The organism is Roseiflexus sp. RS-1, assembly GCF_000016665.1.
Taxonomy (GTDB): Bacteria; Chloroflexota; Chloroflexia; order Chloroflexales; family Roseiflexaceae; genus Roseiflexus.
In genome coordinates, this window is record NC_009523.1 from 2,847,465 (window position 1) to 2,872,866 (window position 25,402).

The 25,402-nt window shown below is 60.6% G+C and carries 15 protein-coding genes; 10 read left to right on the top strand and 5 right to left on the bottom strand.

Annotation, left to right across the window (positions count from 1 at the left end):
• The first annotated feature begins 83 nt into the window (after window positions 1–83).
• The 3 genes from ROSERS_RS11905 (at window position 84) to ROSERS_RS11915 (ending at window position 3,034) form a co-directional block, all read left to right on the top strand.
• Complete coding sequence (locus tag ROSERS_RS11905; RefSeq protein WP_011957030.1) at window positions 84–875, top strand: response regulator transcription factor; 792 nt, start codon at window positions 84–86, stop codon at window positions 873–875.
• 180 nt (window positions 876–1,055) lie between these two features.
• Window positions 1,056–1,643, top strand: a complete 588-nt coding sequence (locus ROSERS_RS11910) for an SH3 domain-containing protein (protein WP_011957031.1) — start codon at window positions 1,056–1,058, stop codon at window positions 1,641–1,643.
• Between the two features lie 71 nt (window positions 1,644–1,714).
• Window positions 1,715–3,034, top strand: coding sequence for a substrate-binding domain-containing protein (locus ROSERS_RS11915; RefSeq protein WP_011957032.1), 1,320 nt, complete (start codon window positions 1,715–1,717; stop codon window positions 3,032–3,034).
• Window positions 3,035–3,045: 11 nt separating this feature from the next.
• Here the strand turns inward: ROSERS_RS11915 and ROSERS_RS11920 are convergent, their stop codons facing one another.
• The 5 genes from ROSERS_RS11920 to ROSERS_RS11940 form a co-directional block, all read right to left on the bottom strand.
• Complete coding sequence (locus tag ROSERS_RS11920) at window positions 3,046–4,203, bottom strand: site-2 protease family protein (RefSeq protein WP_011957033.1); 1,158 nt, start codon at window positions 4,201–4,203, stop codon at window positions 3,046–3,048.
• Window positions 4,204–4,359: 156 nt separating this feature from the next.
• Window positions 4,360–5,355 carry a hypothetical protein gene (locus ROSERS_RS24170; RefSeq protein WP_011957034.1) on the bottom strand — a complete coding sequence of 332 codons (996 nt, stop codon included), beginning with the start codon at window positions 5,353–5,355 and terminating at the stop codon, window positions 4,360–4,362.
• 3 nt (window positions 5,356–5,358) lie between these two features.
• Window positions 5,359–5,556, bottom strand: coding sequence for a hypothetical protein (locus ROSERS_RS11930; RefSeq protein ID WP_011957035.1), 198 nt, complete (start codon window positions 5,554–5,556; stop codon window positions 5,359–5,361).
• A 176-nt stretch (window positions 5,557–5,732) separates the two neighbouring features.
• Complete coding sequence (locus ROSERS_RS11935) at window positions 5,733–6,800, bottom strand: aldose epimerase family protein (RefSeq protein WP_011957036.1); 1,068 nt, start codon at window positions 6,798–6,800, stop codon at window positions 5,733–5,735.
• Between the two features lie 83 nt (window positions 6,801–6,883).
• Window positions 6,884–10,132 carry a S41 family peptidase gene (locus ROSERS_RS11940; protein WP_011957037.1) on the bottom strand — a complete coding sequence of 1,083 codons (3,249 nt, stop codon included), beginning with the start codon at window positions 10,130–10,132 and terminating at the stop codon, window positions 6,884–6,886.
• A 252-nt stretch (window positions 10,133–10,384) separates the two neighbouring features.
• Between ROSERS_RS11940 and ROSERS_RS11945 the strand changes: the two genes are divergently transcribed.
• The 7 genes from ROSERS_RS11945 to ROSERS_RS11975 all read left to right on the top strand — a co-directional run bounded on the left by ROSERS_RS11945 (window position 10,385) and on the right by ROSERS_RS11975 (window position 25,397).
• Window positions 10,385–13,090, top strand: coding sequence for an ABC transporter substrate-binding protein (locus ROSERS_RS11945; RefSeq protein WP_011957038.1), 2,706 nt, complete (start codon window positions 10,385–10,387; stop codon window positions 13,088–13,090).
• A gap of 993 nt (window positions 13,091–14,083) precedes the next feature.
• The gene (locus ROSERS_RS11950) at window positions 14,084–14,491 is read left to right on the top strand and encodes a hypothetical protein (protein WP_011957039.1); all 408 of its coding nucleotides are present in this window, start codon (window positions 14,084–14,086) and stop codon (window positions 14,489–14,491) included.
• A 274-nt stretch (window positions 14,492–14,765) separates the two neighbouring features.
• Window positions 14,766–17,543, top strand: a complete 2,778-nt coding sequence (locus ROSERS_RS11955; protein ID WP_011957040.1) for an extracellular solute-binding protein — start codon at window positions 14,766–14,768, stop codon at window positions 17,541–17,543.
• 12 nt (window positions 17,544–17,555) lie between these two features.
• Window positions 17,556–19,157: an HlyD family efflux transporter periplasmic adaptor subunit gene (locus ROSERS_RS11960; RefSeq protein ID WP_011957041.1), complete on the top strand. Its 1,602-nt coding sequence runs from the start codon at window positions 17,556–17,558 to the stop codon at window positions 19,155–19,157.
• Between the two features lie 2 nt (window positions 19,158–19,159).
• Window positions 19,160–22,003 carry an ABC transporter permease gene (locus tag ROSERS_RS11965; protein ID WP_011957042.1) on the top strand — a complete coding sequence of 948 codons (2,844 nt, stop codon included), beginning with the start codon at window positions 19,160–19,162 and terminating at the stop codon, window positions 22,001–22,003.
• A gap of 260 nt (window positions 22,004–22,263) precedes the next feature.
• Window positions 22,264–23,961 (top strand): ABC transporter ATP-binding protein, encoded by a 1,698-nt coding sequence (locus ROSERS_RS24175; protein ID WP_011957043.1) that lies wholly within the window; start codon window positions 22,264–22,266, stop codon window positions 23,959–23,961.
• A gap of 188 nt (window positions 23,962–24,149) precedes the next feature.
• Entirely contained in the window at window positions 24,150–25,397 is a 1,248-nt protein-coding gene (locus tag ROSERS_RS11975; protein WP_011957044.1) for a hydrogenase small subunit, read from the top strand.
• Window positions 25,398–25,402 lie beyond the last annotated feature (5 nt).

The following is a 25,402-nucleotide window of genomic DNA, read 5'->3' on the forward strand; positions in this document are numbered from 1 at the left end:
ATCGGCGGACGCTCCGCCTCCAGGGGTGCGTCCGCGCGCTTCAAGATGCCGGAACGAAAAAGAAGTTCTCAAGGGATAGCATCATGGCTCGCTGGCAGGGTCGGGTTCTCCTGGTTGAAGATGATCCCGCTGCACTGACGTCACTGCGGCGCATTCTGGAAGGCGCCGGCTATCATGTCACCGCTGTGACCGACGGCGAAACCGCCTGTCGGCATCTCGAGATGGAGGATCACGGCGGGTATGATGTCGTTCTCACCGATCTGCGCATGGCGGAAGTTGACGGTCTCGCCGTGCTTCGCACGGCGCGGCGCCTCTCCAATCCGCCCGAAGTGGTGGTGTTGACCGGCTACGGTACGCTGGGAACAGCAATAGAAGCGTTCCGCGCCGGGGTCTATGATTATCTGCTCAAGCCGTGCAAACCGGAAGACCTGCTCAATGCTATCGGGGGCGCATTGCACCGTCGGTACGATCATGCGCTGCAACTCGCTACACTGCGTGAGCAGGCGCGCCACGCCGTCCACGATCTGGATGAACAGAGCATTGTTGAGCAGGTGCGCTATCTGCGGGTTGGCGATCTGCTGATTGATCGCTTCAACCGGCGGGTGATATTTCGCAACCGGGTCATTCAGGTGACCCCGACCGAATATGAGCTGTTGCACTGCCTGGCGGAAGCGCGTGGTCGAACGCTGTCGTTCCGCGAGATTGTGCAACGCGCCTACATCCATGCGCACGTTGCGACCGATGAAGATGCCCATCAATTGCTCAAAACCCACATCCACAATCTACGCCATAAGATCGATCCGGCATATATTGTGAATGTGCGCGGGGTTGGCTATCGATTGATCGATCCACGCTTTTTTCGCAGCGGTTTGTAATCGTTCGCATCGGTGCGTGGTACGAAGAGGATATGAGGATGCTGCCCGTTCATCGTCGTGTGCAGGTCGTGATATACTTGTCAAATATGGCGTCACCCGCCGATATGGTAGCGAGATCGGTCGCCAGCGATCATCGTCCGGCGCGTTCGAACCGGGTTTCCGACGCGCAATGATTCAGAGGTGCGTGTGCCGCGTGTCATTCGTCCTGATGATTGGGATCGTCTCTTTGCTCCGAATGCGCCAAAGCGTGGCGGTCCGCTACGCGCACTGGTGAACCTGGTGGTATCTGCGTTCATTCTTGGGGCATTGATCATCGGCGGCGCCTGGCTCGTTAATGAGCGGCAGCAGCAGGCAGAACGCCTCGCGGCGACAGCAACTGCATTTGTCGAAACGGTTGTTCCGCAGCGAACCAGTATTGCCGCTGCGACACAAACGGTCGAAGCTCAGGGAACGGCAACACGGATTGCGTTACGCACGGCGACGGCGCAGGCGGCAGTCGCTCCAGGCGCTACGCTTGAAGCAGGAATCGGGAGCGGTGAAGTCGTTCGGGGCGGCAACCTGCGTCGTGAACCTCGCGTGGCGCCTGAAACGGTCGTCGGTCTGATCTATCCAGGTGACAAAATTACGTTTCTGGAGCGACGGGTTGTTGATGGACAAACGTGGTTTCGGATCCGTGTCGATCAACCCGCGACCGACCGTGCGGGTGATGGTGTGCCCTCTGGAACAGAAGGTTGGGCATCGGCGCTGCTGCTCTCGACGCCCCCCTGATCTGAGTGTGCTGCCGGTTCTCTCCTGTTCACCGTCTCGCCTGTCGTTTGCATCTTGCAGGAGACCCCATCGTGACATCTGGAACCAGATCGACTATCACTCTTGGATGTGTCCTGAACGATCCGCGATTTACCTTCTGGTCTATTCTGCGCCATGGAATACGGTCGCGGGCGGCAGACCACGGGATTGCCGTCATTGACCAGGCGGCTGGCGCCGTCGAGGCGCAGGTTGAGATGGTCGCAGATCTGCTGCGGCGTCGGGTGCATGCGCTGATCCTGGGACCGGCGCACGAAACACGCGCATTTGCCCAGCATCTCGAACTGGCGCGCCTGGCGCGTGTGCCGGTGATCGAGGTCGATGGCGGTATTCTTGAAGGATATGTCAGCGCAACCGTCCGCTCCAACGAACGTCAGGGTCTGATGCGGGTTGCCGAGTTGCTCGTGGCGCATCTGGGTGATCGCATGCGCATCGCCCTGATCGCTGGTCCCCGTAATCGTCGCGCTGAGATCATGGCAGAGGTGCTGCGGCAATGGCCCGGTGTGCAGATTGTGGCGCAGTCCACCGGCGATTGGACGCGCGACAGTGGCAGGCGTCTGGCGGAGGAGTGGCTGCGAACAGGGCAACCGATCGATGCCATCTTTGCCGCCAACGATCCGATGGCGCTCGGCGTCGTTGATGCCGTCGAAGCGCTCAACCTCACGGGCAGCATTGCGGTTGTCGGATTTGACGGATTACCAGAGGCGCTTCGGGCAATCAATAGCGGCGCCATGCTGGCAACCGTCAACCAGGATCCGCTGTGTATCGGGCAGCAGGCGGTTGACACTGCACTTCAGGCGCTGCGCAGCGAGCCGGTTGAACGACAGATCCTGACACCCGGCGAATTGATCACCCGCGATACGGTGACCGAATCAGCGCTTCGTGCGCTCGATCTGCTGCCCGGCATCATGCGCGATCTCATCGAGAGCAATGCCGAACGGCAGCGATTGCAGGAGGAGATCATCGCTGCGCAGCGCTCGACTATTCAGGAGTTGTCAACGCCGATCATCCCAATCGACGCGCGTACCCTCATCGTGCCGTTGATCGGCGCTATCGACAGTACGCGCGCGGCGCAGATGACCCAGACTATTCTCGAAGCCATCGGCGATCAGCGCGCCGATGATGTCATCATCGACATTACCGGCATCGCAGTGGTTGATACGAGTGTCGCCAACCACCTGGTGCAGACCGCGCAGGCCGCCAGCCTGCTCGGTGCACACGTGACCCTGGCGGGCATGTCGCCGGAGGTTGCGCAGACCATTGTGCAGTTGGGGATCAAACTGGGTCAGTTGACAACCTGCAGCAACCTGCAAACAGCGCTGGAAGTTGTGCAGCGGCGGCGCGGTCGGCGGTAAACGTGCAACTGCTACCCGCCGCCGCTGACATCCCGCGCCATTTGCGCACGACGCGCTTCCTGCTGACGTTCCAGGAATGACAGCACTGCATAAGCTTCGGAGATGTCCTCGATGCTGACCAACCCCAGATAGATCTCACCCTCATACACGGCAACGACGCGTGTTCCCCCTGCGCTCATCACCTGACGCACCTCATCGAGGGTCGCGCTCGCAGGCACACGCACAAAGTCGCGTTGCATGATGCCGGTGACGTACAGGTCGCGCGTGTCGCTTGCCAGCGCCCGCAGTACATCGTCGCGAGTTACGATGCCGACCAGTCGGCTTCCCTGCATCACCGCAAAATCAGGCTGATAGCTGGTCAGAATGTAATCGACCACTTTGCTCACCCGGTCGCCGATTTCGAGCGTAAGGGCGTGACGGTTGTATGCATCGCCGACGCGCATCGTGTCGAGCATGGTGCGCGCCTGTCCTTCAGCATTCTCCTGACCAGCGCCGAGAAAGATGAATACCGCGACAAGCGCAAGCAGAAAATTGCCGCTGATGATGCCCAGAATACCGAGCACAATGGCAATGCTCTGACCGAGGAACGTCGCAATCCGCGTGGCGCGACGGAAGCCGATGATCATCGCCAGCACAGCGCGCAGAATGCGACCGCCATCGAGCGGGAAGGCAGGGATCAGATTAAAAAGCACCAGCATCACATTGGCTTGCAGCAACCAGAATGTCAATCCCTGGATCGATGGCGCCGGAAACGCACCGCGCCCGATTTCCAGCGTATCGATGTCAAAAATGCCGAACGCCAGCGCTGTCCCGGTCACCAGCAGCAGTACGGCGGCGATGATGACATTCACCAGCGGACCGGCTGCGGCGATGACGAGTTCATGCCAGGCCTTCGACGGATTGCGCCCCAGCAACGCCAGACCGCCGAGCGGCAGCAGAATGATTTCACGCACCGGAATACCAAATGCGCGCGCAGCGATACCGTGCCCCAGTTCGTGCAGCGTCACGCAGAGGAAGAGCAACAGGATCAACAGCGCCCCAAACGCCGCCCCAACCGCGCCATACGACACACCGCCAGCAATCGCGCCGAGGATGACGATCAAAAAGAAGGTCAAATGTATCTTAATATCGATGCCAGCAACCTGCGCAATTCGAAACGACCAACCCATATCTTTCTCCTTGTTCGATGATTCACCCTATCTCAGTATCATCATATCCAAACAGCAAAACAGTTTTATGGCTTTTGACTTCACTGCCAAAAAGCGCCGACACAACGCCGAGAGCACAGAGAACTTCAAAAACGAAACTATCTTCTCAGCACTACGTTATGATACCAGATTCGGATCGATTACATACGACCACCAGTTGTTGCTGACCCCAAACGTCTCTCCACTGACACGCGGCAGATGACTGAGCCACCACAGATGATGCAGGCGCATATCGCCGCCGCCCCATTCGCGGCAATCGACCCATCGCGCGCGACCCGGCAATTCAGGAAAGGTCATCCAGTCGTCGCAGTAACTGATGACCGGTCGCGGATTGCCCCAATCGTAGTCACGTTCGGAGTTGGGCGCGAAATGCACATTCCCGCAATGCGCCTGACCGGGATGGGTCTTATCGTAGCGCGTAAACAGCGCCCACAGGTTCTGTTCCAGCGGATGCGACGCAAAAACGCGGCTCATAATCGATTCGACCCGATGCCCGAAGTTCTCCAGCATACAATCGACGTCGCGCTCATAGTTGAACGCCATGATCACAAACCTGCCGGAACAATGCCCGGTTTCCGGCACCGGCGGCGAATTGCACCAGAACGCATTGCGCCCGACCATGGTCGATTCGTAGTCGCCAGCATACGGGAAGGAGAAGAACCATACCTCATCGAACTCGCCGCGTTCATAGCGCCCGATCAGATCGAATGCCTTAACCTGCGCCACATAGTCGATCCGGTCAGGTTCATGCATCCGGCGCGACCGCCATGCAGCGACATAACTTTCGCCAGTGTAGCGAAAGCCGTCGATCTTGGGCGGAAACCAGTCGGCATCGATACGCTCGACGATCCGATACCGCACATACCCGCCGCTCGCCTGTTCCAGGTCGGCGATATACTGCCGCGCCAGACGCTCTGGGTCGTTCCACCCGAAGATCTCGGTCAGGCGGCGCCTGCCTTCGGACGGAACCGGGGGATTGTGAACGATCATGAGGACGCGCGGGGCGACCGGCTCGACTGGTGATGCTGATGCGCGCGTCGAAGAAAGAGGGTGAGGAGCGGCAGGTTGAGACGTCAGCGCGCGATTGAGGAGACGGTGGAGAAAGTTGATCATCCGTTAATCAGTATCGCCAGCGATCACGATCTGCGAACGGATCCCCAGAGCAGCGAGTTGTTGCAGACAGATAACGATGTATTTTGCTGCGATACGCCGTTCTTCTTCCGTCGTGTCGAGCATCGGGTCATAGCCGGGCAACTGCGATTTCACGAAGAGTCCGTCGAGGATTTCCTGCTCATCGGGAGTGAGTTCATCCATGGCCGTTACTTTCTGGTCGGTTGCAGAAGCGCTCCCGGAAATAGCGCCACATCGCCGGAACGGGGCGTTGCTCGCAGCGCGACCAATACTATCGCATATCGGTACGCTCTTATAGTACCACAGTTTTACCTTCCATGACTGACAGATATGTCAGAAAACCACCATTGCGTCACACCTCAACGATCTGCTCCGTCCAGCGTCGCCAGGCGGAAGACCGTCGTATGGCGGTAGACATCGCCCGGTCGCAGGACGGTCGATGGAAAATGCGGATGATTCGGCGAATCGGGAAAATGCTGGGTTTCCAGGCAGAGCGCGGCGTACTTCGTGAATACATGCCCGTTGCGTCCGGTCATGGTTCCATCGAGCGAGTTGCCGGTGTACAGATGGATGCCGGGTTGCGTGGTCAGGACATCAAGCACGCGACCGCTGACCGGATCGACCAGACGCGCTGCAGGGCGTAGTTCGCCAGCGACTCCATCGACCACCCAGGTGTGATCATACCCTCCAAGCCCATTGCGGATCTGTTCGTCGTCGGTATCAAGGCGGGCGCCGATTGCCATCGGCGTGGTGAAGTCCATGACAGTACCGTGCACAGCGCGGATTTCGCCAGTTGGAATGAGCGTCGCGTTGACCGGAAGGAAGAAACTGGCAAACAGTTGCAACTCGTGATGGAGAATATCACCCGCACCCGTCAGATTGAAGTATGCATGGTTCGTCAGGTTGACAATCGTTGCACGATCGGTTGTCGCACAGTAATCGATGCGTAACGCACTATCACCTGTCAATGCATAGGTGACGACAACTGTCAGGTTCCCCGGATATCCTTCTTCACCGTCACGACTGACATACATCAGTTCCAGCGCCGGTTCGTCGCCATCGGCAAGAGGACGCGCCTTCCAGATTACCTGATCGAAGCCGACCGCGCCGCCATGAAGATGATGTGCGCCGTGGTTGCGCGCCAGGTGGTACGTGGTTCCATCGAGTGTGAAGATTCCATTGGCGATCCGGTTGGCAAAACGCCCGACAATGCTGCCGATGTATGCCGGATTATGCAGATACGGGGGCAGGGTATCGAAACCGAGGACAACATCGCCAGAGCGCCCGTGCCGATCCGGTGCGCGCAGCGACACCAGCGTGCCGCCGTAGGTGATAATCTGCGCTTCGATGCCCTGCGCGCCGCGCAGCGTGAAACGTTCGACCGTCCGACCATCAACGACGCCAAAAGGTTCGGCGATCATGCTCATCAGTGTGCTCCTTGCGCGTCTGACAGATTGCGCCATCCTGGCACAGATGACAATGTTCACACCGGATTTTACGTGACATAATATTATCTATCGAGGTCGTCCAGCAGAACGCGCACCGCCGCTTCAAGTTGCACATCACGTCCATAGCGCCATTCCCCAAGACGCAGCGGTACATCAACATCGACCGGTCGTCCATGACCTTCCAGGTCTTCGCCTTCCGGGGTCGTGACCCGGAGTTGCGGCAGTTTGATCGACGACCCATCAATAAGTCGCCGCGTGAATGTGCCGATCACCGCGCCAGCCGTCGGACGTCCGACAACCTTTCCCAGCCCCTGGCGGCGATACGACTCACTGAAGGTTTCGGTGTTTGAACTTGACAGTTCATTCGTTACCAGGACGGTGGGCTTGTTCAGCACGCGATTACCGAAAATGTGCGACGAGTCGGCAGTGGAGCGATTGCGGAATGTGCTCATCAGCAAACTGCGACGCATCAGCACATCGAGAATAAACGTCGCCGTGTGACCGCCTGAGTTGAAGCGCACATCGATGACGACTCCTTCCTTGTGGTGCGCTTCAACATCGAGATCGGCGAGAAACTGCTGGTACGCGTCGTAATTCATCTTGCGAATGTGCACATACCCCAGACGTCCATCACTTGCCCGGTGAACGATCTGTTCATTATCGAACACCCACGCCCGGTAGCAGAGCCAGTCGTACTGATCCGCTGAAACCGGACGCACCTCGACATCACGCTGCGATCCCGACGGATCGACGACGCGCAGGACGACGCGCCGACCTGCAGTTCGTTGGAGCAGCGCATCGAGCGATGTATCGCCCGTCAGCGCAACACCATTGACCGCCAGGATGACGTCGCCGGGTTGAAGTGCTCCATTGGGCGCTGCTGCTGCCGGGCTATCCGGGATGACCCTGGCAATGCGCAGGCGTCCGCTCCGCAGATATTCAACCGGATCGAGCGTGATGCCAAGGTAGCCATCCTGTCCGCTGGCGCCGCTCCCCACCACGCCAGCGTGCGAGGAACGCAGTTCACCAATCATCAAATTGATAAGGAGATACAGTTCAGCAGTGGTTTGCGCCCCCAGGATCAGCGGCGCGTACTGATCGTGAATTGCATGCCAATCGACGCCACGGAAATGTTCATCGTAGAAATAGTCGCGCAACAGGCGCCAGCACTCCTCGAAAATCTGGCGTTTTTCCTGTGCAAAATCGATCACCACTTCCGCTGTGATCGAGAGGGTCGTCTGCTCTCCTTTCGGGAATTTTCGCACCGCGATGGTTCCGCCGTCGAGGAAGCAGATGCTCTTGCCATCGGGAGCGAACCAGGCATGCGATTTCAGCCCGGACGTGTTGGTCAGTTGCCGTGGACCCTGATCGGCGCGCGCTTCGTCAAGCGGCAAGGTCCAGAGATTCTGTCGCCCGGCAACCGTTGCGCTACAGATCAGATCGCGCCCATCCGGGCTGATGCACAGTGCAGTTGCATCCATTTGCGGTGGTGTCAACAGGCGTAACCGACGTTCGATGCCGCTCAGGATGATCCTGATCTCTTTGACTGTCTGGGAGGCTTTGACCGATTTTGAACCTTCCCTCTCGTGCACTGTTCCATCTTCGGGTGGCCCATCGGGTTCAACGATGGGAAGAACCGGCAGTGGTTCGCGATCCGCATCGGTATGGCGTTTATGGTCGGGAACATGCGCAACATGACGCGACGCACTTTCGCTCTTGCGCGTGCTGCTCTGAGCGGACTCGAACAACCGCTCGAATTCAGCCTCGCGAAAGATGGGCGGTTGTGGTTGCAGATCAACGCGCGCAATCTGCGACTCGGCACGGTACTGTCCGGTCGTGAAGACAATAAAGCGACCATCCGGCGACCAGAGCGGCCCTGCTGCCTGAATGTTGCTGAGGAACGAAATCTGGTGCGGCTGTTCCTCATCGATGCGCTGTACATAGAGATTGCTGAAAAAGCGCTCGTCCTGGGCACAGAATGCCAGCCATCGACTATCGGGCGACCACGAGAACGACGCGCCGAACACAAAGTGCGCCCGGATGAACCCGCGGTCGGCGCCACTGACAACATCGATCAATCGAATCTCGTCATCTCCGCTGGCATAGGCGATCCAGCGCCCATCCGGCGAGAAGCAGGGCGCGCTCTTGCGCTTTGGTCCGTACGTCAGGCGTGTTTCACTACGACCGGGAAAGTCGTAGCGGTACACCTCCTCGTCGCCATGACGGTCAGAGACATACACCAGGCTGCGGCTATCGGGCGACCAGGAAACATCACTATCGCGGAACGCCGTCTGAGAGACGCGGTACGCCAGTCCCTGGCGTGGATCACGCTCATTCTCTTTGTCGGCGAAATCGGCAAAAATCTTGCCGCGCACGATGAACGCAATTTTCTTGCCATCGGGTGAGAGCGCCAGTTCCTGCACATCGCGCGTATATGTCTGTACCCGCACCGGCGTCAATTTCGCATCCTGCCGCACAGTAATCGGGATCGGCGCCATATCGCCGGAGGTAAGATCGAAGATCCAGATGCCAAAATCGCGCTCAAACGCAATCTTTTTGCCATCAGCGCTGATCGAGGGCCAGAGCAAACGACCGTCCGTAAACGAGGTCACACGTTCGGCGACACCCCCATCACGCGGGACAACCCACAGATTCTCACACCCATCGCGATCAGAAACGAAGTAGATCAACCCACTATCAGGCGTCCACATCGGACAGTAATTCAATCCGGGTGCATCGCTCAATCTCTGAAAATCGTCGGCGTCCGGCGCGTTCGATGCCAGCCAGAGTTCTGCACCGCCATAGGGGTTTGGTCCGCGTCGCCACCACGGATCGCGCAGCAGGCTGAACGCTATCCAGCGACCGCACGGCGAAACGGACACGGTGCCGAGGCGCTCATACGGTTGCGCGATCCAGCGGATCGGTGTGTCGCCCGAAATGGCAACCCGATAGATCGCTGTTCCCTGGCGCTCGCGTTGCGAGGTGAAATAGATGGCGTTGCCATCGGGCGACCAGCACTCAACGGCGCTCTGCGTGTCGTGATACGTCACCCGACGCACCTCACCGCCGTCGAGCGGCACGACATACACATCCCCCTGACCGGTTCGCGTCGAGGTGCAGGCGATTGCCGCGCCATCGGGCGACCAGCGCGGGAGCATATGACCGGCAGGATGGGCAGTCAATCGCTCGGCGCGACCTCCATCGGCAGCCACAAGCCAGATATCGCCAGCGTACACAAATGCGACACGATTTCCCGTGGGATCAAGAGAAGGCGCACGGAGATAGGGACGTGCAGGATACTGTTCGGTCACGGAGCCATCCCTTTCCTGTTACAGGGTGTCGTACAGATTATAGAGGCGAGTCGCGCACGAGGCAAACGAGGTGTTTTGTCATTGCGGATTGACACAGAAGGCGATACTATATATCACGAATGCCGTCGCAAGCGGCGTCGGCGTCACTGTCGTACACCTTCTCGCTTTGGGGCTTCAGGAAGGGAATGCAACTCTATCGCTCACACTCATTCCACCCGGTGAAGTGGTATCCAACACGTGAAAGGCACCAATATGCAACGTATATGGTTCCTGGTTCTTGCGGCAGTGCTGCTGGCATCATGCGGCGCGCCGCAGCCATCGGGCGTGGCGACACCGGCGTCGCCGCGCGGAACGCCGTCAGCCGGTCAGAACGAGAAGGTCACGATCTCATTTGCGGTATGGGAGTATGAACGCAGCGTCTATCAACCGCTGGCAGAGCGGTTTATGTCCGAACATCCTGACATCAACGTGGTGCTCGTATCGCTTGACGATATCACAATAAACGAACCTGCCAGTTCGCTCGACCAGTTGCGCCAGGTTGTGTCGGCTGCCGATACTGCCCTTGTCCCTTTTAGTTACGATACCGAAGAATTTGCGGTAACTCCAGATGCATTCGGCACGCCTTTGCTCCTCGACCTGAAGCCGCTGATGGACGCTGATGCGACCTTTCAGCGCGACGATTTCTTTCCCGGAACCATCGAGCGCTATGCCGCGAAGGGCGGCATCTGGGCGCTGCCGCGCCTCCAGTGGGTGTCGCTAATGGTCTACAACCGCACCCTGTTCCAGAACGCCAATCTCCCGGAGCCGCGCCCCGGATGGACGTGGGAAGAGGTGCTGGCAGCCGCCGAGCGACTGACCGGGCGCAGCGGCTCCACCAATCTGACCTACGGCCTGGTGGAGCCGAGCAGGGGTATATTGCCGCTACTGGGATTGCTCAGCGCACAGGGCGTCGATGTGCTGAACGCAGCGCCAATGGAAACCGATCTGACCGCGCCGGAGTATGTCGCCGTCCTTGAACGCCTGCGCGATCTGTACCGCCGCGGCGTCCTGGTCGAACCATACCCACGCAGCGGTCCCGCCAACGACCCCGCGCAGTTGGTGCGTGAAGGGCGCGTGGCGATCTGGAGCGATATGCCCTACATCAGCAACGACGACAGCACGCGATGGACGCCGGACTTTCCGGTGGGGCGCGTCCCGTTCCCGGCGTCGGAACTGAGTCTGCCCTTTATCGGCTCTGGCGACACGTTCATCATCAGCGGCGGCACGGCCCACCCGGAAGCCGCCTGGCGCTGGATCGGGTGGCTGTCGCGCCAGCCGACCTGGCACCCGGAATATGAAGCGATCATCGGTCTTATTCCGGCGCGGCAATCGTTGGCGCAGCAGACCGACTTCTGGCGCAATCTCGACCCGCAGACTGCCGAGGCGTACCGCTGGACGCTGGCGAACAGCAAGCCGGTGCCGGAGGCGCTGTTCAGGGCCAACGTTATAGGCGCGTTGATCGAGGCGATGCAGACCGCGCTCAGCGACCCGAAGGCGAATGTACGTCAGGCGCTGGCGGAAGCGCAGCGTCAGATGCAGGAATCCATCGCCCGACAGGAACTCACGCCGACGCCCAAGCCCAACCTCAACCCGGTGGTGGTGGCGACGCCGAAGCCACAGGAAGCGCCGGTCGGCGCAACAACCATCACCTTCAGTATGTACGGCTACGATTCGTCTGCGTTCCGTCAGATTGCGCGCGCCTTTCGCGAACAGCGCCCCGACATCTTCGTGCAGGTGCAACCGTTCGAGTGGACCCCGGACACGCCGCAGGTGAGCGCCGCGACGCTGGCGCAGACCAGCGATTGCTTCTCCTGGAGCAGACCGCTCCAGACCAGCGATTACCCGGCGCTGCTCGACCTGCGCCCGCTGCTCGACGCCGACCCCGCCTTCCCGCGCGATGATTTCCCGCCGGCGATGCTGGCGTACTACAGCAACGACGGACGCCTGTACGGGCTGCCCTACATAATCGGCATGCGCGTGCTCTCGTACAACTACGCCGCGTTCGAAGCCGCCGGGCTGCAACCGCCGCGCGCCGACTGGACGCCGGACGATTTTCTGGCGGCGGCGCAGGCGTTGACGAAAGGCGATGGCGAGCAGCGGCAGTGGGGCTACATTCCCCTGGGCGGACCGCAGGCCGATCTGCTTTTTTTCGTCGGTCAGTTCGGCACAAGCCTGACGGTCGGCGACGGGAAAGACCTGCGCCCCAACTACACCGACCCGCGAACGGTCGCCGCCATTCGCTGGTACCTCGACCTGAGCGCCGTCCACAAGGTGACGCCGCCGTTCAAGTTTCGCTACCGGCGTGATGATCCCGGCGGCAAAGATCGTTCCTATGAATTGATTCAGTCGGGGCGGGTTGGGATGTGGCTGGGGCGTGGCGGCGAGATACCGCCGGACAGTGACATCCGGATTGCGCCGTTGCCGGTGGGCAAGGCGGGATTGCCCCCCGACGAGGTGTTTGCGCTCGGTCTGTTCATCTCGGCGAACACACAACAGGCGCAGGCGTGCTGGGAGTGGATCAAGTTCCTCTCCGGGGATGCGACAATGATGTACGGGTATACGATGTTGATCGGCAATATGCCTGCCCGCCGTTCGATTGCGCAGTCGGAGGCGTTCCTGAAACAGTTTCCGCTGGGGCGCGCAGGAATGCTCGATGCGTTCGACGCAGCGCTGGCTGTGCCGGTGCGCACGACGGTCGCGAGCAGCGCGAATGCGATCTACAGTCTCTCTCACGACTCGTACTGGCTCTTCCAGGCGCTGAGCAACACGCTGGAGAAGGGGGCGAATCTCGAACAGGAACTCGCTACTGCGCAGCGGCTCGCCACGGCATTCGCCGAATGTATGAACCGTGACGGCGCAAAGGCGGCGCAATGTGCGAGAGAGGTCGACCCCAATTACAAGGGGTACAATGTCGAGTAGGGAGAGATGCCCATCTGACCGACCGGGCATGCCTCTTGAGGGTGGAGTTCTTGGGAGAGATAAGCAGTTTTCTGTATTCCCGTGCACTTTTGCCCCTCTTCCCCCAACCCCCTTCCCCCACGAGGAGAGAAGGGGGAGTTTGGGGCGTCCTGAAGCCCAAAACGAGAGAAGGAATGCAGGCGCCTTCCGCAAAACCTATCCCTGTAAGCCGGGCATACGTCGTAGCAGGTCGCTGTTCTTTGCCTGGATGTTGGAATATGGTCTTTGAATAAATATCTGCCATAGCCCGCGAAGGCGGGCTTCGTCCTGGATAGCCGAGGGCTGATGGTCTTTGAAGAAATAGTCCGCTCTGGCCCGCGCAGGCGGGCTTCGCCTCGCCTGGCCGAGGGCTTATGGTCTTTGAGGAAATAATCCGGTAGAGCCCGCGCAGGCGGGCTTTGCATTCCATAGCCGAGGGATTCAGCCCCACGGCTAGCGCGGGATAGCGGATTTATTTCTCAATCTTCATTAGCCCGACGGCTTGTGCGGTAGAGCGGATTATAGCAGTTCTCAGATACGTTGAACCCTTGACCGGATTTCTGGAACGTTCCATCTTCGCCTCAGGCGGGCTGAAGCCCTATCTGAGGTCGGACAAGCCCTGCAGGCTGGATCAACCTGGCGATCCCTCGGCATAAAGAAGGGTGATTGGACGCGCCAGCCCCGCAGGGGCTTCCACGCGCTCAGGAAGGGCTTATGGTCTTTGAATAATTATTCTGGTAGAGCCCGCGCAGGCGGGCTTCGCCTTGCATAGCCGAGGGCTTCAGCCCCACGGCTAGCGCGGTATACCGGATTTATTTCTCAATCTCCATTAGCCCACATCACGCCCGACGACGGATGATGGCGGATTGCTTCTGTCGTAGACCGACATTCATTTCGGTCATCGCACGGGGCGCGCTGTTCTCAGGAGCATTCAACCTTGCCCGATAGGTTCAACCTCTGTGAGAACTGCTATAAATGCTCAATCTCCATATTCCCGCTCAGGCGGCGCCTGCGCCGCCGACCCCAACCCCATTGCCGCCCGACCCGGCGCTTGAACGACCGACGTATACCGTCCGACACGGCGTGATTGAGTGCGTTTTCACGACGACAGCGCACGCCACGCCGGTGGTGAGAGCGAGAGACGCGCTGGCGGATGTGCAACAGGAGGAAGCGATAGCGAGTCCCGGCGCTGACCTGGAACAGGTTCCGCAAAGCATTCCTGCCGCCCGAACTGACGCCGGTCAGGAAGGTTTCGTCACAGCGAGCGATGGAACTTTTGCGCGCAGTGATTCGTCTCATGCCAGGATCGAGCGATTGACGCTCGTCGCCGGAAGAGAGGATGGTTCCTGTCGTTTCGTCTTTCAGAGCGCCGGAGCGTTTTGAGTCGGGCACACGTCTTCTTGCACCGCCAGGCGGATGACATCTGGCTTCTTTCAGGTTGCGAGCATCTCAGCCACATGTCATTGCAGGTTGACATGGCGAAGGCTATACTATATATCACAAAACGCCATGCAAGGACGCCGACGCTATCTCAAGCAGCATCCGAAGTCATTGTCACACACATTCCTGCTCCGGGGCTTCAGCAACGGAATGCAACTCCATCGCTCGCTCTCATTCCACCCGGCAGCGTGATATTCGACACGTGAAAGGCACAAATATGCGACGTATATGGCTCCTGGTTCTTGCGGCAGTGCTGCTGGCATCGTGCGGCATGCCGCAGCCATCGGGCGTTGCGACACCGGCGTCTCCAGGCGGAACGCCGTCAACCGGTCAGAACCAGCCGGTCACGATCTCATTTGCGGTATGGGAATACGAGCGCAGCATCTATCAACCGCTGGCGGAGCGGTTTATGTCCGAACATCCCGACATCAACGTGGTGCTCGTATCGCTTGACGATATCATGATGTTCAATCCCGGCAATGACGCACCTTACAGTCCGCTCGATCAGTTGCGCCGGATTGTATCGGCTGCCGATACCGCTCCTTCATTTGCGGTGAACCAGGAGGCATTCGGCACACCTTTGCTCTTCGACCTGAAGCCGCTGATGGACGCCGACGCGACCTTTCAGCGCGACGATTTCTTTCCCGGAACCATTGAGCACTATTCTGCAAAGGGCGGCATCTGGGCGCTGCCGCGCTACCATTCGGCGCCGCTGATGGTCTACAACCGCGCCCTGTTCCAGAACGCCAATCTGCCCGAGCCGCGCCCCGGATGGACGTGGGAAGAGGCGCTGGCGACCGCCGAGCGCCTGACCGAGCACAGCGGTGCAACCACTCTAACCTACGGCTTTATGGAGCCGAGCAGCGGCGTGGTGCCGCTTTTGGAGTTGCTCAGCGCGCAGGGCGTCGATGTGCTGAACGCATCGCCGATGGAAACCGATCTGACGGCGCCGGAGTATGTCGCCGTCATTGAACGCCTGCGCGATCTGTATCGCCGCGGCGTCCTGGTCGAACCATACAGTCGCAGCGGTCCCGCCAACGACCCCGCGCAGTTGGTGCGTGAAGGGCGCGTGGCGATCTGGAGCGATATGACCTATATCAGCAACGATGACGGCACGCGATGGACGCCGGATTTCCCGGTGGGGCGCGTCCCGTTCCCGGCGTCGGAACTGATGCCGTTCTTTACGTACAGCGAAGGGTTTATCATCAGCGGCGGCACGGCCCACCCGGAAGCCGCCTGGCGCTGGATCGAATGGCTCTCGCGCCAGCCGACCTGGCGCCCGGAAGAATATGACGCAATCAGTCGTATCCCGGCGCGGCAGTCGGTAGCGCAGCAGATCGATTTCTGGCGCAATCTCGACCCGCAGACCGCCGAGGCGTACCGCTGGACGCTGGCGAACAGCAAGCCGACTCCGGAGTCGCCGTCAGGTTTCGCCGTTATGAGCGCGTTGAGCCAGGCGATGCAGACCGCGCTCAGCGACCCGAAGGCGAATGTACGTGAGGCGCTGGCGGAAGCGCAGCGTCAGATGCAGGAATCCATCGCCCGACAGGAACTCACGCCGACGCCCAAGCCCAACCTCAACCCGGTGGTGGTGGCGACGCCGGAGCCGCAGGAAGCGCCGGTCGGCGCAACAACCATCACCTTCATTCTGTACGGCTACAATCCGGCTGAGATCCGTCGGGTTGCGCGCGCCTTTCGCGAACAGCGCCCCGATATCTTTGTACAGTTGCAACCGTTCGAGTGGACGCCGGACACGCCGCAGGCGAGCGCCGCGACGCTGGCGCAGACCAGCGACTGCTTCACATGGAACGGACCGCTTCAGAGCGGCGATTACCCGGCGCTGCTCGACCTGCGCCCGCTGATTGACGCCGACCCTGCCTTTCCGCGCGATGATTTCCTGCCGGCATCGCTGGCCTACTACAGCAACGAGGGACGCCTGTACGGACTGCCCCACGCGATCAGCATGCGCGTGCTCTCGTACAACCACGCCGCGTTCGAAGCCGCCGGGCTGCAACCGCCGCGCGCCGACTGGACGCCGGACGATTTTCTGGCGGCGGCGCAGGCGTTGACGAAAGGCGATGGCGAGCAGCGGCAGTGGGGCTACATTCCCCTGGGCGGACCGCAGGCCGATCTGCTCTTCTTCGTCAGTCAGTTCGGCGCGAGCCTGACAGTCGGCGAGGGGAAAGACCTGCGCCCCAACTACACCGACCCGCGGACGGTCGCCGCCATTCGCTGGTACCTCGACCTGAGCGCCGTCCACAAGGTGACGCCGCCGTTCAAGTTTTCCTACCGGCGCGATGATCCCGGCGGCTTTGAAACGCGCTCCTTTGAATTGCTGCAATCGGGGCGGGTTGGGATGTGGCTAGGGTATGGCGAGACATTCGAGAACGCCGTCCTCATACCGGTTGAAGGAGGACCGGCGCCAACGGCTGCGCCGTTGAGTCCGGTCGAACGTGACATCCGGATTGCGCCATTGCCGGTGGGCAACGCAGGATTGCCACCCAGCGAGGTGTTTGCGCGCGGTCTGTTCATCTCGGCAAAAACGCAACAGGCGCAGGCGTGCTGGGAGTGGATCAAGTTCCTCTCCGGGGATGTGACGGTGATGTACGGTGACATGCCTGCGCGCCGTTCGATTGCGCAGTCGGAGGCGTTCCTGAAACAGGTTCCGCCGGAGCGCGCAGCAATGTTCGAGGCGTTCCGCGCAGCGATGGCCGTACCGGTGCGCACGACGGTCACGAGTAGCGCGAATGCGATCTACAGTCTCAATTCCGACCCGTACTGGCTCTTCCAGGCGCTGAGCAACACGCTGGAGAAGGGGGCGAATCTCGAACAGGAACTCGCTACTGCACAGCGGCTCGCCACGGCATTCGCCGAATGTATGAACCGTGACGGCGCCAAAGCAGCGCAATGTGCGAAACAGGTCGACCCCGACTACAATGGGTACAATGTCGAGGAAGAAGAGATGCCCATCCGACCGGCCGGGCATGCGCCATAATAGAAGATTAAGATGCGAAGAATAATACCCTGGATCGGACTGATCCTGGCAGTGCTGCTCACGGCGTGCAGCGCAACTCAGGCGGCGCAGGAGCCGCCGACTCCAACCCCATTACCGCCCGATCCGGCGCTCGAACGACCGACGTATACCGTCCGGCGCGGTGTGATTGAGCGCGTCTTTACGGTTACGGCGCGCGCCACGCCGGTTGATATGGTGCGTCTGGCGTTTCGCCGCGATGGTCGTGTGAACATTGTATCCGTCAGTCGCGGCGACGTGGTGAAAGCGGGAGATGTGCTGGCGGAGTTGCAACAGGAGGAAGCCCTCGATGAACTCCGGCGCGCCGAGGACGATCTGACGCAGGCGCGGCGTGACCTGGAGAGCGCACGCCTGGCGAAGGAGAAGCGAATCAAAGAACGCGAACTCGGCGTCGAGCGTGCGCGGCGTGACCTGGAGCGGTTGCTGCCAGGCGGCGAAGCCGACCTCTTCAAGGAGTTGCAGGATCGACTGGAAGCCGCGCAACGCGATCTGCGCAACGCGCGCGACGACGCATCGTGGGCGAAAACGTCGGCTGAGGAAGCGCTGCGTGACAGCGCCGAAGCGCTGTCGGACACACAGAAAGCGTACAGTGTCGCATACTGGAACTGGGACTGGGTGCAGCGCTATGGCACCGATCCCGACAACCCGTTCATCAAGAATGAAGCGGGTGTGCTGGTTCCCAATCGCCTGACCGAGAAGCAAAAGGAAGAGTACCGCGATAAGTTGACGCAGGCGGAGCGCGCTTTGCGCGACGCTGAGCGTAACCTGGAGCAGGCGCAGCGTGCCCGTGATCGTGCGTTCGATGACGAGGTGGTTCGGGTGCGTGAGGCGGAGAAGAAAGTCGAGGAAGCGCAGCGCGCAGTCGATACGCTGCTGCAAGGGCGGAACAAAGTGATCGAAGACGCACAACGCGCGCTTGAGCAGGCACAGATTGCGCTTGAAGAAGCCCGGAGCGAAACGCTCAACAGCGCCATCCGCGCAGTGGAGAATGCTGAGCGCGCGCTGGAAAAGGCGCGCCGCCGCGTCGATGACGGGCGGGTGATTGCGCCACAGGACGGCACGGTTCTGGCAGTCGCTATCGAGCCGGGTGTAAGTGTCACCGCGTTTGAGCCGGTTATCGAAATTGCCGATCCGTCGAACCTGGAGTTTGCGGCGACTCTCAGCGCGCAACAGATGCGCCTGTTGTCGGAAGGGCAAAGTGTTGAGATTCGCCTCCTCTCGCGCCCCGATCTGGCGATCCCCGGCATCATTCGCCGTATGCCGGCGCCCTATGGCTCCGGTGGGAGCGGCGCAGTGCAGGATCGTGATGCGACCACGCGCTTTCAGGTTGTGGATGCGCGTGGTCAGCAGTTCGAGGCTGGCGTGACGGTTGCGCGAGTCAGTATTGTGCTGGAGCGGAAGGAAAATGCGCTCTGGTTGCCGCCGGAAGCCATTCGCTCGTTTGAGGGTCGTCGTTTCGTCATCGTGCGTGAAGGGGAGCGTGAACGCCGTGTCACCGTGCGGGTCGGCATCGAAACCGAAGAGCGCGTCGAAATCCTCGAAGGACTGAGCGAAGGCGATATCGTGGTCGGATCATAGGTATGCGCCTGATACTGGCAACTTTCTCTGTGCTCACTGCTGCGCTTAAGCGTCTGCGCGCCAATCTCGCACTGACGTTGTGCGCATGGCTGGCAGCCGTCACTGCTGTCGCGCTGGCGTCCGCCATTCCGGCATATGCCGAAGCCGCCAATCTGCGCCTGTTGCGGGATGAAATCCGGCAGCAGGAGGAACGTGCGGGGCGGTCGCCGTTTGCGCTCCTGTTCCGCTATGTTGGCGCGTGGAACACGCCGCTGGAATGGGAACGGGTCGCGCCAGCCGACGACTATTTGCGCCGTGAGGGGATACCAGGTCTCGATCTGCCGATCGACAGTTTTGCGCGCCATGCCCGCACCGCGCCGCTACGTCTGTTTCTTGCTTCTGGAGGCGAAACCGTCTTCCTCAAGAACGCGCCGCTCGGTTTTATCAGCGGTCTTGATGATCGGTTCCGCATCGTCGATGGGCGGATGCCGCAACCGGCGGGGAACGCTACGGCGCTGGACGTCATGATCTCGCGCGCATTCGCCGATGAAGTCGGGTTGAATGTTGGCGATGCACTGACGATCGTTGCAGGCGGAGCGCGCCCGGCGACGTTGCAGGCGCGGGTGGCTGCGATCTGGGAACCGATCAATCAGAATGATCCGGCGTGGTTCTTCCCGCCCCAAACGCTCAGCGATGTCATCCTTATGGCAGAAGAGAGTTTCACCGGTCCTGTTGCCGAAGCGCTGCGCAACGACGTCGATCAGGCGCTCTGGTTTGTGCGGTTGGGCAGCGAAGGGATAACAGGAGCGCAGGCGACCCCCCTGTTGAGCCGGATTGAAACGGTTCGCGCCCGTGTTGCCGGTGTTCTCCCCGGATCACGTCTTGAGCAGGGACCGGCAGAGGTGTTGCAGCGGTATCAGTCGCGTGTATCCACGCTGACGACGCAACTGTTCGTGTTCAGTACGCCGATTCTGGCGCTCACCCTCTACTTTGCGGCATTGATCGCCGCCTTGATCGTGCGACGACAGTCCAGTGAAATCGCCCTGCTCAAGTCGCGGGGCGTCAGGAGCGTCCAGATCCTGGGGATGTATCTGGTCGAATGGTTCATCATCGGTGTGGCGGCGCTGACAGCCGGATTGCCATTGGGATTGGTGTTTGCCGCCGTGATGAGCCGGGTGCGCTCGTTTCTCGATGTGGATTTCTCAGGCGCCAGCGTGCCACTGGCGCCTGGAGCGCAGAGTCTGACGTTCGCCCTGGCTGTTCTGGCGATAACCGTTGTGGCGGCGCTGATTCCGGCGCTGGCGGCAACGCGTCGCACCCTGGTGGACGAACAGCAACAGGCGGCGCGCGCTGCACGCCCTCCCTTCTGGCAACGCGCCTACCTCGATCTTCTCCTGCTCGTTCCTGCGGTATACGGCGTCTATCAGTTGCAAACGGGCGGCGGGTTGTTTCAGAGAGGCGCCGATCCGTTCGGTAACCCGCTGCTGGTGCTGACGCCTGCCCTGATCTGTTTTGCGCTCGGATTGCTGGCGCTTCGTCTCATTCCACTTGTGCTTGAGGCGCTGGCGCGACTGGCAGCCATTCCCGCGTGGGTGGCGCCGCTGGTGACCCTGCGCGCACTGGCGCGACAGACCGACAATTACCGGGGCGCGTTGCTGCTCCTCATTCTGACGCTTAGCCTGGCGATGTACAGTTCGACCATGGCTGATGCGTTCGATGGCGCGATGCGCACCGAACTGACCTACCAGGTCGGTGCGATGACGCAACTCTTCGAGACCGGTGAAAGCACCGAGCGTGTCCAACCCGGTCAACCAGGCAGACAACCGCAGCCGCCGCGCGATATTCGTGAGGAAGCGCGCTTTCTCTTCGTGCCAGTGAGTGAGCATCTCCAGGCGCCGGGCGTGCGCGCGGCAGCGCGTGTTGGTCGCTACGATGCCGCCGTGAACATCGGCGCCGGCAGCCGCCAGGTGCAACTGGTCGGGATCGACCGCAGCGATTTTCCTAACGTGATCACACGGTTTGATCGCGCCTGGGGCGGCGGCGAGTCACTCGGCGGGTTGATGAACCTGCTGGCGCGTCATCCGAATGGCGCGCTGGTCAGCCGCGAACTGTTGGGCAACGGGTTGCAGGTCGGGGATGCGCTCCCCGCCACGCTGCGCATCTACGGCGACCAGCGTGAGGTGCGTTTCCGCATTGTCGCCGCTATCGATCTCTGGCCCGGCTTCTACCCGCAGGACGGTCCAATCGTTGTCGTCAACCTGAACTACATCTTCGACGAAATGGGCGGGCAGTATCCATACGATGTCTGGATCACCCGTGATCCGCTGCTTCCGATTGACGAGGTGGTTGCTGGTGTGCGCAGACTGGGCATCCCGGTGATCGACACGCTCGATGCAGCGATGCTCATCGCCCGCGAGCAGGCGCGTCCACAGCGGCAGGGGTTGTTTGGCGTGCTGACCATCGGCTTTCTGACGGCTGGCACGCTCACCCTGCTCGGATTTCTGGTCGCCGGATTCATTACGGCGCGACGACGGGCAATCGAGTTGGGCATGCTGCGGGCGCTTGGTCTGAGCGGCTTCGGCGTTGCAGTGGCGCTTACGCTGGAACAACTGCTGCTGATCGGCGCCGGTCTGGCGACCGGAAGCGGAATTGGCGCAGTGGCGGCGCTGCTGATCGTGCCCTCGATGCAGGTTGGTGTGGGACCGTATCCTGGCGTACCGGCGTATCCGCCGCGACTGGCGTGGGAAAGCATGACCGGCATCTACGCCGCTTTTGGAGTGACGCTGGCATTCGCACTGCTGGCGCTTGGCGTTGCCCTGGCGCGTATCCGGTTGTTCCAGGCAGTGAAACTGGGGGACGTGAATTGAGGTTGAAGGTTGAAGGTTGGGGGTTGAAGGTTGAAGGTTGGGGGTTGAAGGTTGAAGGTTGAGGGTTGAAGGTTGGGGGTTGAAGGTTGAAGGTTGAGGGTTGAAGGTTGGGGGTTGAAGGTTGAAGGTTGAGGGTTGAAGGTTGGGGGTTGAACGGTTCTCGGTTCTCGGTTCCTGGTTCCTGGTTCTTAGTTCTTGGTTCTTAGTTCTCGGTTCCTGGTTCTTAGTTCTTGGTTCTCAGTTCTTGGTTCTCAGTTCTCATGAACAAAGTCGATCACATCATCCACGCCAGTGGTCTGGTCAAGATTTACAAAGTCGCCGAACTCGAGGTGGTGGCGCTCCAGGGGTTGGACCTGGAAGTGGCGCGGGGCGAGTTTCTGGCGTTGGTTGGTCCTTCCGGCTCAGGGAAATCCACGCTGCTCAGTCTCATCGGCGGGCTTGATCGCCCATCCGCCGGACAACTGGTGGTCGATGGACTCGACCTGACCACACTGACGCCAACCGGGTTGAGCGCCTACCGCCGTGATCGGGTCGGGTTCATCTGGCAGCAGACGACGCGCAACCTGCTGCCATATCTCAGTGCGCGCGAGAATATCGAACTCTTGATGACTTTCGCAGGCCGTGGCGGACGTGAGCGGCGCGCGTGGACGGATGAGTTGCTGGAAGCAGTTGGAATCGCGGACAAGGCTTCGACTCCGGTCACGCAACTGTCGGGCGGTCAGCAACAGCGCGTCGCCATCGCCTGCGCCCTGGCGAACCGACCACGTATCCTGCTCGGCGATGAACCAACCGGCGAAGTAGACTGGGAAACGGCGCAGCGCGTGCTGGCGCTGCTCCGCGATCTGCGCACACGCTATGGGCTGACGATCGTGCTGGTCACGCATGATCCGCGGGTAGCGGAGCAGGCGGATCGGGTCATCGCCATCCGCGACGGGCGCACCAGCACCGAGACGCGCCGCGATAACGGAAGCACGCCGGGTAGTGACACAGCGGCAATATCCGGTCGTACTGCGCGCGCGCGCGCCGCCGAAGAACTCGTCGTCGTTGATCGCGCCGGTCGTCTGCAAATCCCCGGCGATCAGCGTGCACTTGCCGGGATCGGGCGGCGCGCGCGCGTCGAACTGGTGGACGGCGGAGTGCTCATTCGTCCGGTAGAGGACGACCGGATCGCCATTCCAACCGAGGAACCATCGGGTGATCATCACCACTACCTGTACGAGGATCAGGGTTCCGTTGATGTGGCCGCACCTGCGACACCCGAACCACTCATTACCGTCGCAGGGGTTACGCGCATATTCGGCACAGGCGCACGTGCCGTCCATGCCCTGCGCGGCGTCGATCTTGCCGTTGAACGGGGCGCATTTGTTGCGCTCATGGGTCCGAGCGGCAGTGGTAAGACAACGCTGCTGAACATTATTGGCGGTCTGGATCGACCGACGAGCGGGAGCGTGATCGTCGCAGGGCGGCGCGTTGATCAGATGCGCGCCGACGAACTTGCCAGCCTGCGGCGACAGATCGGCTTCGTGTTTCAGAGTTTCGCGCTGTTGCCAACCGCTTCCGCCTTTGAGAACGTCGAGATGGCGTTGCGCCTGACAGGACAAACACCACGGCAGAAATGGAATGCGCGCGTGCGTCGCGTGCTGGCAGCCGTCGGTCTGACCGATTGGGCGGATCATCGCCCCTACGAGTTGAGCGGCGGTCAGCAGCAGCGCGTCGCCCTGGCGCGAGCGCTGGTCACCTATCCGCAGATCATCCTGGCAGACGAACCAACTGGCGATCTCGACAGTCGCACCGGGCGACGGGTGCTGACAATGCTCCGCACCCTCTGCGATCAGGAAGGGGTGACACTGATCATGGCAACTCACGATCCGGCAGTGACCGAGTTTGCCACAATCATCTATCATTTGCGCGATGGTCTCGTCATCGGATGTGAAACAAGAAGTGCGGCAACAGCGTAGTTGCCCGGTTTTGTCAGAGCCGGTTACTCCCCGTTAACCTTTTGTAGCCGAACCGCCACACAAAATGTCCACATCACCGCTATACTCATAGCCACAACGCACTTCTCTCCGTACTATTCCGATCCGCGATCCATCTTCTTTATCTCTATCGTAGCGCAGTCAGTTCTCCAAGCCGGGGAGGTCCTCGTATGCCTGCTCGACCATTGTCGTTGGAAGAACGTCTGGCGGCACGCGGCGTTTCACGTCGTCAATTTCTCAAGTTTTGCGCTGCTATGAGCGCAACGCTCGCGCTACCCGCTACCTTTACCCCCCGTATCGCGAAGGCGCTGAACACGGCGGAACGTTTACCGGTTGTCTGGTTGGAGTTTCAGGACTGCGCCGGCAATACCGAATCCTTTTTGCGCACCGAGTCGCCTGGCGTGGCCGACATCGTCCTGGAGCAGATCAGCCTGGAGTACCACGAGACGATTATGGCGCCAGCCGGTCATCGCGCCGAGCATTCGCTCGATGCGGTGGTCGAACACTACCCTGGTCAGTATATTGCAATCGTCGAAGGCTCGATACCGACCGCCAATGGCGGGGTGTACTGCACCATCGGCGGGAGGACGGCACTGAGTATTGCGCAGCGTGTTTGCTCAAATGCGCTGGCGACGATTGCCGTCGGTGCGTGCGCCTGGGATGGCGGTCTGCCCGCCGCAAGCCCCAATCCGACCGGTGCGGTTGGCGTGCGTCAGGCGGTTCCCGGTCTCAAGAACCTGATCAACCTGCCTGGTTGCCCGATGAATGTGATCAATCTGACGGCAATCATCGTCCACTATCTGACCTTCAAGCAACTGCCGGCAACCAACGAACAGGGGCTTCCCTTCTTTGCCTACGGACAACTCATCCACAACAATTGCGAGCGTCGCGGGCACTTCGACTCTGGTCGCTTCGTCGAGCGCTGGGGCGATGAAGGGCACCGTTTGGGCTGGTGCCTGTACAAGATGGGGTGCAAAGGACCACAAACCTACTCGAACTGTCCGGCGGTTGGATGGAACGGAACTTCCTACTGGCCCATCGGTGCAGGGCACGGATGCGTTGGATGCATGTCGCCGCGCTTCTGGGACACCATGTCGCCATTCTACGAGCGTCTGCCAAATGTTGAGGGATTCGGCGTCGAGGTGACTGCCGACACGCTGGGTGCAATCGCAGTTGGCGCAGTGGCCGCAGCCGGTGCGATTCATGGAGTCGCAAGCGCGATTCGAGCGCGTCGCCATCCGATTGCAGCGCATGATGGCGATGAGGTGCTGGTGGAAGCGGCAGAGCGCGTCACTCAGGTGGTCGAGCAGATTGCCGGACCTGTCAGGACGGCGGAGGCGCCGTTCAGTGAGACGGAGAACGCCGTTGCACCGGAGAAGAGCGGAGACGTTGACAAAGACCGACCTTCCACATCGTGATAAGT

Coding starts and splice junctions, on each gene's coding strand:
- ROSERS_RS11905 (WP_011957030.1), top strand. CDS start 84: ATGGCTCGCTGGCAGGGTCGGGTTCTCCTGGTTGAAGATGATCCCGCT.
- ROSERS_RS11920 (WP_011957033.1), bottom strand. CDS start 4,203: ATGGGTTGGTCGTTTCGAATTGCGCAGGTTGCTGGCATCGATATTAAG.
- ROSERS_RS24170 (WP_011957034.1), bottom strand. CDS start 5,355: ATGATCAACTTTCTCCACCGTCTCCTCAATCGCGCGCTGACGTCTCAA.
- ROSERS_RS11930 (WP_011957035.1), bottom strand. CDS start 5,556: ATGGATGAACTCACTCCCGATGAGCAGGAAATCCTCGACGGACTCTTC.
- ROSERS_RS11935 (WP_011957036.1), bottom strand. CDS start 6,800: ATGAGCATGATCGCCGAACCTTTTGGCGTCGTTGATGGTCGGACGGTC.
- ROSERS_RS11945 (WP_011957038.1), top strand. CDS start 10,385: ATGCAACGTATATGGTTCCTGGTTCTTGCGGCAGTGCTGCTGGCATCA.
- ROSERS_RS11950 (WP_011957039.1), top strand. CDS start 14,084: ATGCTCAATCTCCATATTCCCGCTCAGGCGGCGCCTGCGCCGCCGACC.
- ROSERS_RS11955 (WP_011957040.1), top strand. CDS start 14,766: ATGCGACGTATATGGCTCCTGGTTCTTGCGGCAGTGCTGCTGGCATCG.
- ROSERS_RS11960 (WP_011957041.1), top strand. CDS start 17,556: ATGCGAAGAATAATACCCTGGATCGGACTGATCCTGGCAGTGCTGCTC.
- ROSERS_RS11965 (WP_011957042.1), top strand. CDS start 19,160: ATGCGCCTGATACTGGCAACTTTCTCTGTGCTCACTGCTGCGCTTAAG.
- ROSERS_RS24175 (WP_011957043.1), top strand. CDS start 22,264: ATGAACAAAGTCGATCACATCATCCACGCCAGTGGTCTGGTCAAGATT.
- ROSERS_RS11975 (WP_011957044.1), top strand. CDS start 24,150: ATGCCTGCTCGACCATTGTCGTTGGAAGAACGTCTGGCGGCACGCGGC.